This window comes from Brasilonema angustatum (assembly GCF_059505445.1).
The window spans coordinates 1-16,402 of sequence record NZ_JCACKO010000093.1 but is presented as its reverse complement, the minus strand read 5'-3'; the positions used below and the strand labels follow the sequence as shown (position 1 = coordinate 16,402).

At 42.1% G+C, this 16,402-nt stretch carries 13 protein-coding genes and 1 pseudogene; 8 read left to right on the top strand and 6 right to left on the bottom strand.

The genetic code is table 11. The features are described from left to right. Positions 1-457 precede the first annotated feature (457 nt). A complete protein-coding gene (locus tag AC5JM2_RS16320) occupies positions 458-2,089 on the top strand; it encodes a pentapeptide repeat-containing protein (protein WP_495835915.1) in 1,632 nt (543 codons plus the stop codon). Positions 2,090-2,399: 310 nt separating this feature from the next. Further along, complete coding sequence (gene cobJ / locus AC5JM2_RS16315) at positions 2,400-4,208, top strand: precorrin-3B C(17)-methyltransferase (RefSeq protein ID WP_495835914.1); 1,809 nt, start codon at positions 2,400-2,402, stop codon at positions 4,206-4,208. Here cobJ and AC5JM2_RS16310 read toward each other — a convergent pair. After that, positions 4,203-5,534, bottom strand: a complete 1,332-nt coding sequence (locus AC5JM2_RS16310) for a tyrosinase family protein (RefSeq protein WP_495835913.1) — start codon at positions 5,532-5,534, stop codon at positions 4,203-4,205. The two genes, cobJ and AC5JM2_RS16310, sit on opposite strands and share 6 nt — an antisense overlap. A 361-nt stretch (positions 5,535-5,895) precedes the next feature. Between AC5JM2_RS16310 and AC5JM2_RS16305 the strand changes: the two genes are divergently transcribed. Next, on the top strand, positions 5,896-6,102 hold the full coding sequence (locus tag AC5JM2_RS16305; RefSeq protein WP_495835912.1) for a hypothetical protein: 207 nt from the start codon (positions 5,896-5,898) through the stop codon (positions 6,100-6,102). Between the two features lie 72 nt (positions 6,103-6,174). Here AC5JM2_RS16305 and AC5JM2_RS16300 read toward each other — a convergent pair whose 3' ends face one another. Next, entirely contained in the window at positions 6,175-6,675 is a 501-nt protein-coding gene (locus AC5JM2_RS16300) for an ureidoglycolate lyase (RefSeq protein ID WP_495835911.1), read from the bottom strand. A gap of 191 nt (positions 6,676-6,866) precedes the next feature. Then, positions 6,867-7,352 carry a DoxX family protein gene (locus tag AC5JM2_RS16295; protein WP_495835910.1) on the bottom strand — a complete coding sequence of 162 codons (486 nt, stop codon included), beginning with the start codon at positions 7,350-7,352 and terminating at the stop codon, positions 6,867-6,869. 265 nt (positions 7,353-7,617) lie between these two features. Here AC5JM2_RS16295 and AC5JM2_RS16290 point away from each other — a divergent pair. Beyond that, positions 7,618-7,803 (top strand): annotated as a pseudogene (locus AC5JM2_RS16290) (orange carotenoid protein N-terminal domain-containing protein); the annotation flags it as partial. A gap of 529 nt (positions 7,804-8,332) precedes the next feature. On the opposite strand, the gene AC5JM2_RS16285 reads toward AC5JM2_RS16290, so the two are convergent. Further along, positions 8,333-9,325, bottom strand: a complete 993-nt coding sequence (locus AC5JM2_RS16285) for an aspartate carbamoyltransferase catalytic subunit (protein WP_495835909.1) — start codon at positions 9,323-9,325, stop codon at positions 8,333-8,335. 353 nt (positions 9,326-9,678) lie between these two features. Between AC5JM2_RS16285 and AC5JM2_RS16280 the strand changes: the two genes are divergently transcribed. The 3 genes from AC5JM2_RS16280 to AC5JM2_RS16270 all read left to right on the top strand — a co-directional run bounded on the left by AC5JM2_RS16280 (position 9,679) and on the right by AC5JM2_RS16270 (position 13,783). Beyond that, positions 9,679-10,659 (top strand): CBS domain-containing protein, encoded by a 981-nt coding sequence (locus tag AC5JM2_RS16280; protein ID WP_495835908.1) that lies wholly within the window; start codon positions 9,679-9,681, stop codon positions 10,657-10,659. 373 nt (positions 10,660-11,032) lie between these two features. Further along, positions 11,033-12,637, top strand: coding sequence for a hypothetical protein (locus AC5JM2_RS16275; RefSeq protein ID WP_495835907.1), 1,605 nt, complete (start codon positions 11,033-11,035; stop codon positions 12,635-12,637). A gap of 276 nt (positions 12,638-12,913) precedes the next feature. Then, a complete protein-coding gene (locus tag AC5JM2_RS16270) occupies positions 12,914-13,783 on the top strand; it encodes a CAP domain-containing protein (protein WP_495835906.1) in 870 nt (289 codons plus the stop codon). A gap of 71 nt (positions 13,784-13,854) precedes the next feature. Here AC5JM2_RS16270 and AC5JM2_RS16265 read toward each other — a convergent pair whose 3' ends face one another. Beyond that, on the bottom strand, positions 13,855-14,046 hold the full coding sequence (locus tag AC5JM2_RS16265) for a hypothetical protein (protein WP_495835905.1): 192 nt from the start codon (positions 14,044-14,046) through the stop codon (positions 13,855-13,857). Between the two features lie 69 nt (positions 14,047-14,115). After that, complete coding sequence (locus tag AC5JM2_RS16260; RefSeq protein WP_495835916.1) at positions 14,116-14,709, bottom strand: Uma2 family endonuclease; 594 nt, start codon at positions 14,707-14,709, stop codon at positions 14,116-14,118. 533 nt (positions 14,710-15,242) lie between these two features. Between AC5JM2_RS16260 and AC5JM2_RS16255 the strand changes: the two genes are divergently transcribed. Further along, complete coding sequence (locus AC5JM2_RS16255) at positions 15,243-16,166, top strand: FTR1 family iron permease (RefSeq protein WP_495835904.1); 924 nt, start codon at positions 15,243-15,245, stop codon at positions 16,164-16,166. Positions 16,167-16,402: the final 236 nt, after the last annotated feature.

Here is a 16,402-nt window from a genome sequence, read left to right as displayed (position 1 = left end):
TCCGCGCTTGGATGGCTCCTGCTGATCAACCTCACGAAAAATTTGTATTCCCTGAGGAAGTTCTTCCTCGCGGTAACGCTTTGTAATGATCATCTAATATATCAGCGATATCAGCGTTAGATAGTTAAGTCGTCCCCGCCATGTGGCGGGGACGATTTGATTTTTTTGGTTAAAGTTATCAAACAGATGAAAATCGCGCGTGTTCAGATTCGCGACTTCTAAGTAGGTAGGCACAAATAAACCTAACTATGTAACAAAATATAAAGTGGTCAAAACCATTGCGATTGCTTCGTTCCACTGCGTTCCACTCGCAATGACAAACTGATAAATTTTCCCGCCCACCTACTTAGGAGAGGAACAATGGATACCATTTTCAGAGATGTTAACGAAGTACCCTTTAGAACAGCTTCAGTTGTGAATTGCTTAAAAAAACTTTTTTATATTATTGATCTTCAACATGGATGCTCAAGAATTTCTGCTAAATTATTGTAAAGGACAAAGAACCTTTTTTCGGGTTAAGCTACAAAATGCTAACTTTCAGGGAGCTAATCTCAGAGGAATAAATATTTGGGGAGCTAATCTTAAAGGAGCTAATCTTAAAGGAGCTAATTTTGAAGGTTCTGATCTTTCAGGAGCTAATTTTGAAGGTTCTGATTTTTCAGGAGCTAATTTTGAAGGAGCTAACCTCAAATATAGTAAATTAATTAAAGCTAATTTTGCCAATGCGAATCTCGCCCATACAAATTTTGACCTTGCTTGGCTTCTTGAAGCTAACTTCAGCCAAGCTAACCTTACTGGTGCTAGTCTGAAAACCCCTTTCATGGGCGGAGCAAATTTTAGTCAAGCTAACTTAAATAGAGCAAATTTAGAGGATGCTTGTAAGCACTGGAAAAGTCCTGATAATCCTTACTGGGATGACGAGTTATTTGACTTAGTTACTAGCTCAATCAACTTTAGTGGGGCAAGCCTTAAGGAGGCTGACTTAAAGAGAGGTTATTTTGTTAACAGTGACTTCAGTGAAGCTAATCTCAGTTTAGCTAATCTTAGAGAAGCCGAGCTAGGTTTTACAAATTTTAGAGGAGCCTGTCTTGACGAGGCAGATTTTGCTGGAGCTAACCTTGATAGGTGTGATTTTAGAAAAGCTAGTTTAATAAACTCAAACTTTACTGGAGCCAATCTTAGTCAAGCTAATCTTTCTGACTTGATTGTTGGAATTGTTGTTGAAGTAGATCATTCTAGAGATTACTACTCTAGAGCCTGCTTCATCAGAGCTAATCTTTATAAGGCAAACCTGAAAAGCTCAGACTTTAGCGGCACAAATTTTGTAGGAGCAAACTTTAGTGGATGTGATTTGAGCAATGCGATTCTCGCTGATGCTGACCTTAGTGAAAGTAATATCTCAGGAGCTTGTTTTGAGAACGCAGAATTTTCTATTCATGGATGTCCACCATGCCACTTCTACAAAAGTTTCTTTTATGAACGTTATGAACCTATAGGGATAGATTTAAAAGATATCAAATTAATTAAATCAGCTTTTAAACACATTCCTACTCCCCAGAAACTAGAAATTATAATTGGGCGTAGTGAGAGTCGTAAAATCTTCATGGAAGCATTAGATCAAACAAAAAAGCGACTAGTTCTAGTTAACCCTTGGTTGACTCAATCTGCTATTAATAAGGAAGTATTACAAAAATTCAGATACCTCCTGAAGCGAGGATGTCATATTAATATTGGCTGGGGCAATCTTAATGATATAGGCTCAAATAAATTAATACCGCTAAATCGAAAAAATCTTATATCAAAGATGAATCAGCAAGGACAAGATTGGAAATATGGAGTTTTGCCTGAACTTGAAAAGTTAGAAAATGAATATCCGAATCAATTCCAGTTAAAATTATTAGGAACGCATGAGAAATATTTGGTATGTGACTCTTCTTTTGCTATGATAGGTAGTCACAATTTTCTTACATCTGGAGATGCAAGTGATGAACGAGAAACTGGAATAATATTTGATGAACCTGAAACAATTGCTGCGTTAATTGAGAGTTTTGATAATGCTTCAAATTTAGATGACAGAGATAGCAGTTAGTCAGTCCCAATGAAACAAGTTTCACCACAAATGATGAAAATATAATTTTTTATGTTCTCTTCTTTTCAAGTTAGAATGAATAACGTTGTAGAAAATGCAAACAACGTAAAAAGATTGCTGAGTCATCGTTGTATACGTTGTAAACGACATAATAGCGGGTTACGAAACTAGAGAATATTTGCTTAAAAAATGGAATAGACAGTGCTGTTACTGTAATATAAAAGACGTTCACTTGCAAGTAGAACATATCCATGTCGTGTTTCCTCCCTGGTCTAAAGACACACGGTTTCTACACTCGCGCGAGGTCAGCATGACAAAAATCCCGCCTGCTGTTATTGCGCTGGGTAGCAACAGTATCCCCGTGGCAAAAAAAATTATCAGCGTCTTGCCAGGAGCACAGTTGTACGGGTTGGCTGGTCGCACTTATGATGTGGATGTCAGTTTTACTGAATTTGGAACGACACTGCGAGAATTATTTGCTCATGGAGCACCCATCATTGGCATTTGTGCGACAGGTATTCTGATCAGAACCCTTGCGCCATTACTTGCCAATAAGCGACAGGAACCTCCAGTTCTTGCAGTTGCTGAAGATGGTAGTGCAGTAGTGCCACTTTTGGGTGGACTCAATGGTGTCAATTCGCTGGCACGCCAAATTGCTGTTGTACTGAATGTCAAACCCGCTATCACAACCACGGGTGATATTCGTTTTGGTATCGCGCTAGAAGATCCTCCTGTAGGCTACTCTTTGGCTAACCCAGATGACGCCAAATCCTTCATGTCTGACTTACTAGCAGGAAACTCGGTGAGGTTGGAGGGCAGTGCACCTTGGTTGAACAATAGTGCCTTACCTATTGCTGAGGATGCAACAAGAGTTATACAAATTACTGAAAAGCACGTTGTTTCTACACCAACCCGCCTCGTCTATCATCCTGCAACAGTAGCGATTGGGATAACCTTCCTTAATCCCTGCTTACCAAAAGGAGAAAGAGGAAGTTCTGAGGAAATTGCCCTTGTGCAGCAAATGCTAGCTGATGCTGAGTTAGCTTCGGCATCTGTTGCAGGAGTGTTCGCCAGCACTCTTGATGCTGCCAATCCAGCTTTACAAAAAATTGCTGATGCGCTCAATGTGCCTGTTCGCTTCTTTACGAGCGATGAAATTGCCGGTGTGATGTCACAAAATAATACCGTAGATAGGGCGATGCTCCAGCAGGGAGCCGCCCAAAGGGCGATCGCTCTAGCTTTAGTCGCTTCCTCTGGGCAGTTGGTGATCCAACGCCAAACATCTGACTTTAGTTGTGCGATAGCCCTCTCACCCTCACCCATCAATATCAACATCACAGGTAGACCACGCGGTCGATTGGCAGTCATTGGCACAGGTCCTGGAGGAAGCAATTGGATGTCCCCACAAGTCCAGGAATTTTTACGTAATGCCACTGATTTAGTTGGTTATTCTACTTACCTTAATTTAGTCGGTTCTTTGGGCAAAGATAAAAGGTGGCATGAGTCTGACAACCGGGAAGAAATTGCACGGGCACGAGTAGCGCTGGATTTAGCGGCAGAAGGACGTTTTGTGGCAGTAGTCTCTTCTGGTGACCCCGGTATTTATGCTATGGCTGCAGCAGTGTTTGAAGTGCTTGAGAAGGAGGCAAAGCCGGAATGGCAAGGTATCGAAATTCAGGTAGCACCAGGTATTTCCGCGATGCAAGCAGCAGCAGCTAAGATTGGTGCGCCCCTAGGTCATGACTTCTGCGCCATCTCGTTGTCTGATATCTTAAAGCCGTGGTCAATTATCGAACAGCGAATCACTGCCGCTGCACAAGCAGATTTCGTGATAGCTTTCTACAATCCAGTATCAAAGCAGCGCACTTGGCAACTGGCAGAGGCAAAAAATATACTGCTGCGTTACAGACATCCTGATACTCCAGTCGTGCTTGCCCGCAATGTTGGTAGGGACGGAGAATCTGTTCAGGTTTGGACTTTGGAAAACTTAGTACCAGAACTCGCTGATATGCGCACAGTCATTCTTGTGGGGTCAAGCAAAACCCAGATGATCGCGCGGTGCGATGGTAGCGTCTGGGTTTATACTCCTCGTCGTTACGATGAAGATAAGATTTTATGATTTGATATGATTGCCCCTTTTAAGGGTGTCGTACGTATACCCATACTTTCTAAAATTCAGAGTGTCTGCAGGTGTAACAATGTCATTTGCGGACAAATGAGGAAGTAAGGATAGCACATCCCCTGGACCTAGATTTGCTGGTGTTGACTCACCTCCATCCCAAGGCCACAATCTGTCGTTGAGATTTTCTCCATAATGTCCACCACTGGCAGGATAATAATTGGGACCTGCGTGTCCATTTGCCTGCCATTCGGCCCAAAGGCGATCCAGATTGGAATGAATCAGCCAAAATACTGGATCGTAGGGAGAACTGATAATACTAGCCATTGTGCCTAAAGGATTAAGCTGACCCGTGGTAAAGTCAAAACTACCTCCACCGACTAAGCCATGCATATAGTTATGCATAAAGACTCCACGAATTGTGAGTTGTCCCTGGCTATCCAATTTGTAAAATCCTTCTAGACCTTGGCGGAGTCTGTCATAGTCGTCAACAGCAAGAATTTGGTCCAAGTCTTCTTTGGGAATAGGGTAAGTATTTACAGGCGGCGCTTGCAAAAAGCGTAACAGAACCTCACCTAGTGTTTCTCCAGATGGCTTGATATGTAAGTTTGGATTCAAAATCCATCCATTGGCTGCTGAAAAAGGACCGGATGCAACAGGTCCGCCTTGGACATCACCTAAATCCGGAATGCTGAAGGTGACTCCTTGACCATTTGCTCCCAAAAACTCATCTTGAAAGATAACTTCCAACGCCTTAGGATCTGTCCAATCCCAATAGGGAAGTGTGACATTGGGGTTGACTGATTGCAAAGCTTTTTCAAATCGGTGTATAAACTCACGATGCCACGGTAGTAATAGAGAACTTTCATGAGCACCATCATGGCCAGCAGCTGGACCCTGTGCTTCGCTTGACATTAGACCCATTGCTTCTACGTGGACTGCAACAAACTGGTCGTAGATACTGATACTGCTACCTTCTGGAACTGTATTTTTTAATGTCCGCACAGCATCAACGAATGCTTGTTTTTCTTCTTGGGTAAGGTCAACAACATTCTTTCTTATTCCATAAGCTTTGTTTCTGCTAATAAGAAGTTTTCCGTTTGGAGGAGCAAGATCAGAATGATCACTGTTGATTTCATCAATAGCACTGTTATGATAAGCTACAGTCAGCTTGGTATCTGAACTATCGCCTTGAACCTGATTTGATACTAGCTTATGGTCACGATGCTCAAGATTATGAGAGAATGCCGGAGTTCCGAAAACGACCAAGACAGCAACAATACAACCAATAATGACTGCTTTAATACTTTTGTGGATTTTCATCATCTACGCGCTTATTCTGTTCCCAATATTTCAATAGGTTTTGAGTATTTTACTGATATTAATGATTACTATTTATATAAGTTGACAGTAAACAGAATTACTCACAATAGAAAATCTTTAGGAAAATCTTTCTATTGTTTCGCAACCAGCGCAAAAGTCGTCATTTGTTTGGAGTATTGCTGTGTTCCAACCTAGTTTGACCCCCAGGCAGGATGCTTTTTTTATATGAAAATAATGGCGTTGCATAATAAAGGGATGAATTCTACTGTCCAGCCAAGTGTATCTAATCATATCCGTGAGAACGGGCATCGTCGTGGAAATTAAAACTACATTGTCACAAAGCCAGTGATAAATAAAATCAGCGGTGCAAGTCCGACAAAACCCCTTCAAAGCGATCGCCCTTCTTTGCCCAGAGGGGTTTTTCCAAAACCCCTCTCCCCAAATCTCTGATTTGGGGCAACCAAACTCCGTTTGGTTGGGGCATAGGGCGCGCCAAGGGCGATCGCAACAGACTCAACTCCAGAAGAATACCACAGGAGCAATTTTGCCTTCGCGCTTCAACGATTTCTAAAGAAACAAGAACCCCGACTTCTCACCAGAAGTCGGGGGTTGTGAATACAAATTTCATCTGGATTCTTATCACTCACAAAATATCAAACTCAAACTCTAAATTATGACTGTTAAGAAAATTGTGAGTGAAATGGTCTACCACATTCGTATCACTCAATTCCAAATTGTAAAAATCCACAACCTCATGCTCAAAATAAGGTCCAGCGTGCCAAGTTCCTACCTCTAACTTGATGAAGCAATTTCCTGGAATCCGGAAAGCTGCGATCTCTTCTAGAGATGGTTTATCAATATTATTGTTTGGAGGACAAACCGCAATCAACCAGTCTTTTCCTTCCAATGAACCCAAACACTGCGTACATTGCGCATGGCGAGTGATGGTGTGAAATCTGCGCCCTCTGCGGTGCAGCCTCATAATATAAAAGTGGGGAGTACCTCTGTCAAGTACTAATTGAGCATCTTCTACATCCAATAATTTGCCATCAACACCCGGAAAAATCGCTTGTCCGTATCGACGAAAATTTTCCGGCGTTACCCATTCAGCCCGCAGTTGTTGCACCGTCTTTGATGTCGTCATATCCAATCCGCTTGCACCCTGATTATTTTAACTCTGTTCCCTCTGGGCTTACAGCGGTTTTCATATGAATAGACCACAAATCGTAGGGTGGGCATTGCTCACAAAAGCCTACGTGATAGACATTTGAGATATTAGTGAGCAATGCCCACCTTACAGAAAACCGCTGTAACAAAGGGCTATGCAAAACAAGCTTATTCCAATCTCAGCAGTTTCTCAGGAATGAGTGACTTAGGAATGATAGAAGCTTGTTTGTCAAAATCTGAAGGTTGTGTATACCACCAAGCCCATGCAATGAAAACAGCCTGAAAAGGAAGTCTTATCGCTTGCAACCAAGGTGAATTAGGTATATTGTCAATGGGAATGTGATTAACCGCCATGTTGATATTTGCCGGATAAACAGCAATAAAAAGAGCAATTAGCCCCCAAGCAGTCGCTTGACTGACAGGCGGAACTAATAACCCGATACCACCCAATATTTCATAAAAGCCACTCAGATAAACAAGTCCCAGAGGATAGGGTAGTTGCGGCGGCACAATTCTGACATATTGATCCCCAGAGGTAAAGTGCGTTACCCCAACTACAATCATAGATATAGCAAGAATGACACGAAGAAGTTCTTTAAGATTATTTTTCATCTGTTTGTGTAGTTGCGTTGATACCTTCAGTTTGTTTACCATATGTCACTCCGTCGTCAGTCATGGGTGGGAATTAGGGAGTAGAAAAATCAAGGGACAAACAAGGGGACAATGAACCAATACTTTAGAAGATCCAACCCTTCCCACCTTCTTTGCAGATACAGTTATTCCTACTTGTGATCATTCCTTGGAAATGGACACAGCTTTCATCATGCCATTTTTGTAAAGCAATGTAACACTCTCTCATAAATCAGCCGTCGGTTTTTGCAACAGTTCTGAAGAGAGCGCCCAGTTGAGCTAGAGTCTGTCAGCTGTGGGAGCAGCACGTTTGCAGTTTGCGGAAGGTTTGCTAAACCAAATTAAGCAGATGTCTCAAGCAAATCAATTGCAAGTCATGCGCGATCTTGCTAACCGTGCTGACACTACCGTTAGTCGTTCCTATGCAAACTTCAGTGTCAACACTAAACTGGCTTTCTGGTTTGAGTTAGGAGAGTTTTCGTACAGTGCTAGCTTTGTTCTAGAGCTATTCCAACCAGAGTCACTATGCTTGCTAGCACTGTGGGAGTGATTGCCTTGGAGAGTAGACCTCTTGCATAAATACTTAAAATGTCATGTTGATCGGAGCGAAACATCTCGCGAGATTCTTCACTGCACTACGTTTCGTACCCTGCGGGAAGCCCTTCGGGGAAGACCTTCGGTCTCGCTGCGCTAACGGGGGTTCGCAATCGACGCTCACCGCCAAGACTGCGACCCCCTCACCGCAAAGCGTCTACAGAATGACATCCCCAACTTTTGGACTTTTGCAAGAGGTCTAGTAAACTACCCCACCCTACGATTCAGCTTAGAGAGTGGGGTATATCGCCGAAGTAATATAAAAAGCTCCCTTTGGCTCTGGTGGGGGTAGAAAAACTAGATCAATCCCTTTGGGATCTAGAATAATCCAAACAAATAAGATGTCAATATTAATATTTAGTCATGACCCGTGAGTCATGAGTTAGCAATAGTCTCCTTATCTGTTACTCCTATGCCTTACCACTCCCGATCAAATACAGCAGCGCCATACGAACCGCAACACCACTACTGACTTGAGCTTGGATAAGGCTAAATTCTGGATCATCCATTAACTCTGAGCTAATTTCGACACCACGGTTCACTGGACCAGGGTGCAAAAGCTTGACATTAGGGTGGCACAGTTGCAGCCTTGAGTGTGTCATACCAAACATCTGGTGATATTCTCGCAAGGAAGGCAGTAAATGAGCAGTCATTCGTTCTTTTTGCAAGCGCAAAGTCATCACAAAATCTGCATCTTGCAAAGCTGGTTCTAACTCCCAGTGGAGAAATACTTTACCTGGTGTATTTTCACAACAATAATCTGCAAATAATTTTGGTAAGAGAGTGGGTGGTGCTGCTAGATGCACGTCAGCACCACTCGCTGTCAGACTCCAAATATTTGAGCGTGCTACCCGTGAATGGAGAATATCCCCAACAATAGCAATCTTTTTTTCTTTCAAAAGCTCGACTCGGGGTAGATCTGGATCAAGGAGACTACAAATAGTAAATAAGTCTAACAGACCTTGGGAAGGATGTTCGTGTTGACCATCACCAGCATTGAGGACGCTGACTCGTACACCGAGTCGATCCATTTCCTGGGCGATCGCATGAGGAACTCCCGCCTCTCGATGGCGAATCACCATAATATCAGTTCCCATTGCCAAATAAGTTTTTGCCGTGTCAAGAATAGTTTCTCCTTTTGTCATTGAAGAAGTTCCTGAGGCAAAATTCAGTGTATCTGCCGATAGCCGCTTAGCAGCAAGTTCAAAACTGCTGCGAGTGCGAGTGGATGACTCAAAAAATAAATTAGCCACAACCTGTCCCTGCAAAGTTGGGACTTTCTTCGTCCGCCGAGATAGAACCTCTTGAAAACTAGCAGCCGTTTGCAAAACAGTATCGTACTCATCAGTGGTGAAGTCAGCAAGGGAAAGAATGTGGTGACGACTCCAGGTGTTATTAGACATAAATAGCGAGGATATTTGGCTTAAAGACACGTCTACAGCGCACTCCAGGGTAAGTTTCGATGCACACTGATAGGGCCTTTGGAGGCTACTTGCGAGTTTAGTTTATACTCATATTGTTTCAGTGGCGCTTATTATATCGCATTTTTCCAGTTTTTGAATTGACGTATGCACCAGGAATCATACCACCTGACATTTATCAAAATAGATACCTGTTTGCTTTAATAACTCCTAGATTTTCAGTCATAAGCTAATGTAACGAATAGTGACAAAACTTACAACAGATCAAACAGGTCAGGAACTCTGTCCAGTCTTATGGGTACATTATGGAACAGTGTTCTCCAGACAAATGAGCCATGCAACTTGATGATCTGCGGCTAAGTGAACCAGTAATAGAGGCGGCGATAGACTATAAACCACTGACTGTCACACCAGAAACATTGCTGGTAGATGTCATTACTTTAATGAACCAAAAGCGAATTCACAGTTGCTCGTTATCTGGTCTTAATTCACCGTTAAATGGATTAACCGTACATCCGACAAACTCTAGCTGTGTACTTATTATACAACAAACAAAAATATTGGGTATTTTTACAGAACGGGATATTGTACGGCTAACCGCAGACGAAGTTGACTTTAGAAAGGTGACAATAGCGCAAGTGATGACGCAACCAGTGATTACACTGGAGCAAGCTGCTTTTGCGGATGTTTTTGCAGCTTTATTTTTATTTCGGCGGTATCGCATTCGCCATCTGCCCATAATAGGACAAAAGGGCGAACTTATTGGTGTTATTTCCCACGAGAGTATTCGTAGGATTTTACGCCCTGTTCATCTCCTAAAGTTCATGCGTGTAGCAGATGTGATGACAACCCAAGTCATTCGTGCTCCCATGACTGCTTCGGTATTGACTTTAGCTCAGGTGATGGCAGAGTTTCGGATTAGCTGCGTCGTCATAACCGAGGATCAACCACCGTTAGATTTGGGACAATTTGTTCACATTCCCATCGGAATTGTCACTGAGGAGGACATTCTACAGTTTCAGGCAATGCAAGTGAATCTATCTGAAGTTCTAGCGCAAACTGTGATGAATACACAGATCTTTGCGCTCAATCCTGAGGATTCCTTATGGACTGCTCTTGTGGAAATGCAACGGCGACAGACGCGAAGATTGGTGGTGTCTTGGGATCGCGGAACAAAATTAGGGATTGTAACTCAAAGTAGCTTACTGCGAGTTCTTGATCCCGTACAAATGTATGGAGTCATACCGTTTCACTTTAAGGTTGATACAAATGGGGGGGCTCTTAGCAGGGCGGAGGGACTAGGGGGAAAGAATTAGAAACCAATCATTTGTATCAGGTGCGATCGTGAAATGGTATCATCCAAACTTTGCAGCAGACACTTAAGTAGCGTCTATGCTTTTCCACGATGCCTTTGCTTGGCTTTTTGAGGCGCTAGTACTCGTTTTTCTTCTTTGCTTAAATGACAGTCCGCAGTGGTTATATTTCCCTTGTTGTCTTTTCAGCAAAGATGCTAATGCTGTAGACACCTTTATTTTACCTTTATTTTTCTCTACTACCCCAGTTTATTAGACCAATACTAAAATTATTTATAATAATGTTATAGGGTTGTCTCGCCGTTATTTTCTGCACGCTCTTTAGCGCCGTAGACGTAAAATTGAAAATTTTCCTTTTGCAAGATATAAGCTAATCATGTATAAAATTTTTCTATTTTTTGCAGCAATGTTAGTTTCTGCTTCCTGTGCCACAGCACAGGTAAATTCTGCAACATCAGCTTATCCCGCGCCACTGTCGGCGGATACCGTAAAGGTGCTGAAACCTTTTCCATCCCACGCACGGCTTTTATATGTTTCACCCCAGGGTAATGACGCCCAGGGGAAAGGCTCGGCAAGCAATCCCTACGCAACCATTGCTTATGCCTTGGGTAAGGCACAGCGAAATGATGTTATCCATCTAATGCGTGGAACACATGTAGTGAACGGCACGGAAATTCAAATTCCCTCGCACGTGAGCATCGAGGGGGAAAACCGGGATAGTACAATTCTTATTCCTGGCAAAAACATCAATAAAAACGCGCCGTTTTTTGAGGCAAAGGGAATAAATGGCAATCTAGAAAAGGAAGGGTTTCAATATTATAAAAATTTTACCGTTGATGGACAGGAGTATGCCAGCGCAGCATTTCGTGCCTGGGCACGTAAAAATATTCTCTTTGAAAATATCGTTTTTAAAAAATTTACCAATAATGCAATTGACATTTCTGGAAAAAATATAGAAGTGAAAAAATGTCTTTTTCAACAAGCCTCTGGTTTAGAAAATGACGGTAAAAACTTCTCTGGCGTATTGCGAATGATGAACATTGATACGTTTGCAATTCATGACAATACTATTGAGGAAAATACGGGAGGGGGAATAAAAAGTGTCTCTTCTGGAATTTTAAATGGTCGTATTTATCGAAACAATATAAAAATAACCGGCAATTCTCAATCAACCCGCAACAGTTCTGCATCGATAGAGATATGGGATATTCGCAAAAACACCCATATTTTTGAAAACACATTGAATGCCTGGGTTTCGTTGATTAACCAGTGGGGGGATGATACCAGTGTACCTGAGCGGAATAATCTGTTCTTTTATCGAAACACTATGACGGCTACACCGGGGGTAACCGATAAAATGTCGGCTGTAGAAATAGGGTTAAAAGGCGCGGATTTTTTTGAAAATACTATCGATGGATTTCGTGATCGTGCGTTCTGGATGGAGGGATGGGGCGGTGAGAAAAAAGGGGTGCGTAACGTACGATTTTATCGTAATGTTCTGAAGAATTGTGGTGAGATCCTTACTATTGGCCCGCATGGCAATTCAATCGATGCAATTGATATCTTTAATAATACCAGCAAGGCCTGCGGCGGTATAAATATTTCTCCGAAACGAGGAAATACTTATAAAAACATAAATATTTTAAATAATCTTATTCAGGATGTACCGGGTGCTTTTGCTTTTTGGGGAGAAAAGGCGCAATACGCCAACATCACTTTGGCGTCTAATCTCTTGATCAATGTGAAAAAAGGCATAATCGGCACCGCCAAACCCGATATAATTGTTCGGGGTCAACAGTCTTTTAAAATGGTGACACAACTTAATGGATTAAAGGTGCTTGCTGCCAAGCGAGTGGTTTGCAGAACCTCAGGAAAAACATCCACGCAATTGCCAAAAATGCTAATTGATAAAGGGACGAAGACGCCCATCGCCATTCCCTTCTGTGGTGCAGCGATAGACATTGGTGCAGAAGAACGTTGAAGATGATAAATTTAACACTCTATGAAATTTAGTGGAAGTAGAGGGAGGATGCACAGATGGGTATCCTCCTTTTTGCTCTTTTTCTTATTCCCTCACTGCTTTAGAAGTTTCCTTTCTCTAATAGAAGCCTCTTCATCTTTATATTTTTTTGTACACAAAAATCGTTTCAGCTGATATATTTTTTAATTAGCCCTCTTCAGGTTTGCTTCTACCAAAACTGACAGCAGAATTCTCATCTGCTGAGCATGTGAACAAATCTTTGCGAGGACAGTATTGATGGAATCAAACAACGCGACATTCGAGCAGCAAGTTTTTGAACTAACTAACCAAGAACGAGCTAAGAATAATCTTCCACCTCTGAAAGCGAATGCTGAACTCAACTATACTGCTGACAAATATGCTCAACAGATGTCACAACGTGGTGTTTTGAGTCATACAGCATCAGATGGTTCTCAACCGTGGGATCGAGCGAAGGTTGTTGGGTATTCAGCTCAAATGATGGCAGAGAACATCGCCGCAGGGCAAATAACACCTCAACAGGTTGTTCAAGATTGGATGAACAGTCCTGGACACCGAGCTAATATCCTCAAGCCCGAATATACTGAGATTGGCACTGGTTTTTATAACAACTATTGGGTTGAGGACTTTGGTAGTGGTGATACAAATCCCATGAGCTACATACCAGGCTCTACATCTAACTCAGCGATCGCATCTACCCCAACCCCTACCCCGCAATCTGCTTCCATGCCTACAGCTACATTGGACAGTGTTTTTCCTTCAAACTCTGTTCTAGCTTCTGTCCCCGCATCCACCCCTGTTGCTGAACCTACAGTTGAAGCTGCTTCTAACACTGATACAGGATCTGGTAGCGGCAAAGTCATAAACAATCAAGTGAATGACTCGCTACTCTTGGGTGGTTTCAACAACAATACGCCCGACTACGCTCCTGGACATGATACTTTTAAGCTTGGTCAAGTTGAAAACTTTGATTGGATTGGCAATCTTCAATTTAACCAAGGAATACCTACAGTGGAAAATAGCAGAATCCTTGAGATATTACCAGGGTTTCAAATAGATAACAATATCCCAACTGGGGATAGGAATATGAACACTTTAATTGCACAAGGACAAAACACTTTCTCCTAGAGATTGTGTAAGTTACACTCCTACACTGTAATGGAGGGTGAGTGTAGGAGTGTAAACAAAAGGATCTTTGATTAATTGTCACTGGGATATACCCATTTTGGAGGTTCCATGAGTTTTTTTAGTCGCGCCGCTTCAGCTATTTCATGCATTTTTTCTATAGAAGTCTCTTGAATAAACTTTGATGCAGCCTCTATGTACGATTTTTCATCGCCAGCGCTGTCGTTGGTTTTGGTTTCTGGATTATTTAGTTTATCTTCTTGCATGCAAACCTCCTGATGGGTTATTTTGAAAATAAGGGGTTGGTGATAGGAAAATTATCTATAGTCTATTCGCTATGGATTTAAAATAATAGTCAAATCTAAAACAAAACCAGGTAAAACTTCTTCCCCGGAAAGTTGAGGAGGGTTATCAAAAGGGAAATTCAAAACTTCTACATCTTGTCGTGGTCGATAAATTTCTACTAAAGGCGTTTGCGGATCAATTAACCAACCTAAACTCGCTCCATTCTCTTGATATTCCCGCATTTTGGTGCGTAATTTATCTAAAGCATCACTTTCTGAACGCAGTTCAATTACCAAATCAGGACAAATAGGTGGAAAACGTCGTTTTTCATCTTTTGTTAATGCTTCCCAACGTTCTAACTTCACCCAAGAAGCATCAGGACAGCGATAAGCACCACTGGGTAATTTAAACTCAGTGGAAGAGTCAAAGACTTTTCCTAATTTGGTTTGACGGTTCCATAAGTTTAAATCTGTTGTTAAATCAGAATTTCTAATTCCGCTTTCTCCGCCTGTTGGGGGCATAATAATTAATTCTCCAGTTTGGGTAAGTTCTAATTGCCAAGGTTCATTAGCAATGCAGAGTTGATAAAACTGCTCATCGGTTAAACCTACAGCGGGAGGTACGTTTAAAGTGAGGGTTTCCATCATGATTTTTTACAGAAGAGGTTAATTCTATTATCGAACAAAGATTGAAGCCAAAAAGGAAAAAGATCACAAATAATCAGTCTGTTGAGTCCAAGGATGACGTTAGTAAAGAAGAATCAATGCCAACTGAGGCTGTAACCACTGAAAGCAAAATTGCTACTAATACTAAAAAAGACACAGGCATAAGTCCAAGAAATTAAAGCATCACTGTGCTAAAAGCAAAGGTAAAAAGTCTACAACAAATGGTAGAAGCATCTGCCACAGAAATTATGTAAAACTAAAATCATACTACTCAGATCTTGGACTTTCCCCTGAGTACGCCTTGAACTAAAGTTCAAGGCTCATAGTCAAAGTCCGTTAAAACGGACTGGAATGTATATTCAGTAAGCTTTAGCTTACTTGAGCTTTAAGCCAAGAAATTTATTTCTTGGCGGACGGAAAAGCTGGTGCAAGATATGAGACTACAGATGTAAATTTAGAAAGTCAGATTTCATCTGGGTTGCCTAATTACGAATTACTAATTACGAATTACTATGAATTGGAGTGCTGCATTACCAACATTTTTCATTACCTTAAGAGAAGGTGTCGAAGCTGCTTTAGTTGTCGGAATCGTCTTTGCCTGTTTACAGCAAGCTGAACAACAAAGGTTGCATCGTTGGGTATACTTAGGAGTTCTCAGCGGCACTTTAGCTAGTTTTGTTGTCGGTTTACTACTAAATCTGGGAATCCAAGGATTGCAGACATCTGATTTGTTGTATGCACCTGTCTTCAAGCAACTTTTCGAGGTGGGACTGGGCGTAATTGCGATCGCCATGCTCAGTTGGATGCTAATCTGGATGACACGACAAGCACGATTTCTTAAAGCAGAAATCGAAGGCTCAGTTAAAACTGCTTTAGGTGAAGACAATCGTGCAGCTTGGGCGATTTTCAGCTTAATTTTTATTGCCGTATTTCGGGAAGGTTTAGAAACGGCTTTGTTTATCGTCGCCAAGTTTCAAGAAGGTTGGACACCCGTACTTGGGGCAATAGGAGGACTAAGTATGGCTATTGTCATCGGGATGCTACTGTTTAAGTGGAGTATCCGCATCAACTTGAGCAAATTTTTCCAGGTGATGGGCGTGTTCCTGCTGCTGATTGTCTCTGGATTAGTGATTTCTGCACTCCGCCATCTTGATGCGGCGGCGATCGCTTACAGCCAAATCAATTCCTCAGTTGCTGATGCTTGCGGACAAGGAAATACTTCTTGTCTTTTAGGTCCCCAAGTTTGGGATCTCTCAGGTATTTTACCTGATCGACAGTTTCCTGGAATTTTGCTGAAAACTTTATTTGGCTATACGCAAAAACTCTATTTCGTTCAGGCTGTAGGATATCTTCTGTTTTGGGTGGTTGTGGGTAGCCTCTATTTCCGCAGTCTTAGCCAACCCACACAATTAAAGCCAGCAACTAAACTCAATTAGGACTTATTTATATCATGTCCGTGGGAAAACCTCACCCTGCCCTATCGGGCATCCCTCTCCTTATAAAGGAGAGGGAAAGATTCTAGCGTAGCTAAAAGCGAGGGTGAGGTTTTGAGCGATCCGGTGTGTACACCGTTAAAACCTCACCCTGCCCTGTCGGGCATCCCTCTCCTTATAAAGGAGAGGGAAAGATTCTAGCGCAGCTAAAAGCGAGGGTGAGGTTTTGAGCGATCGCC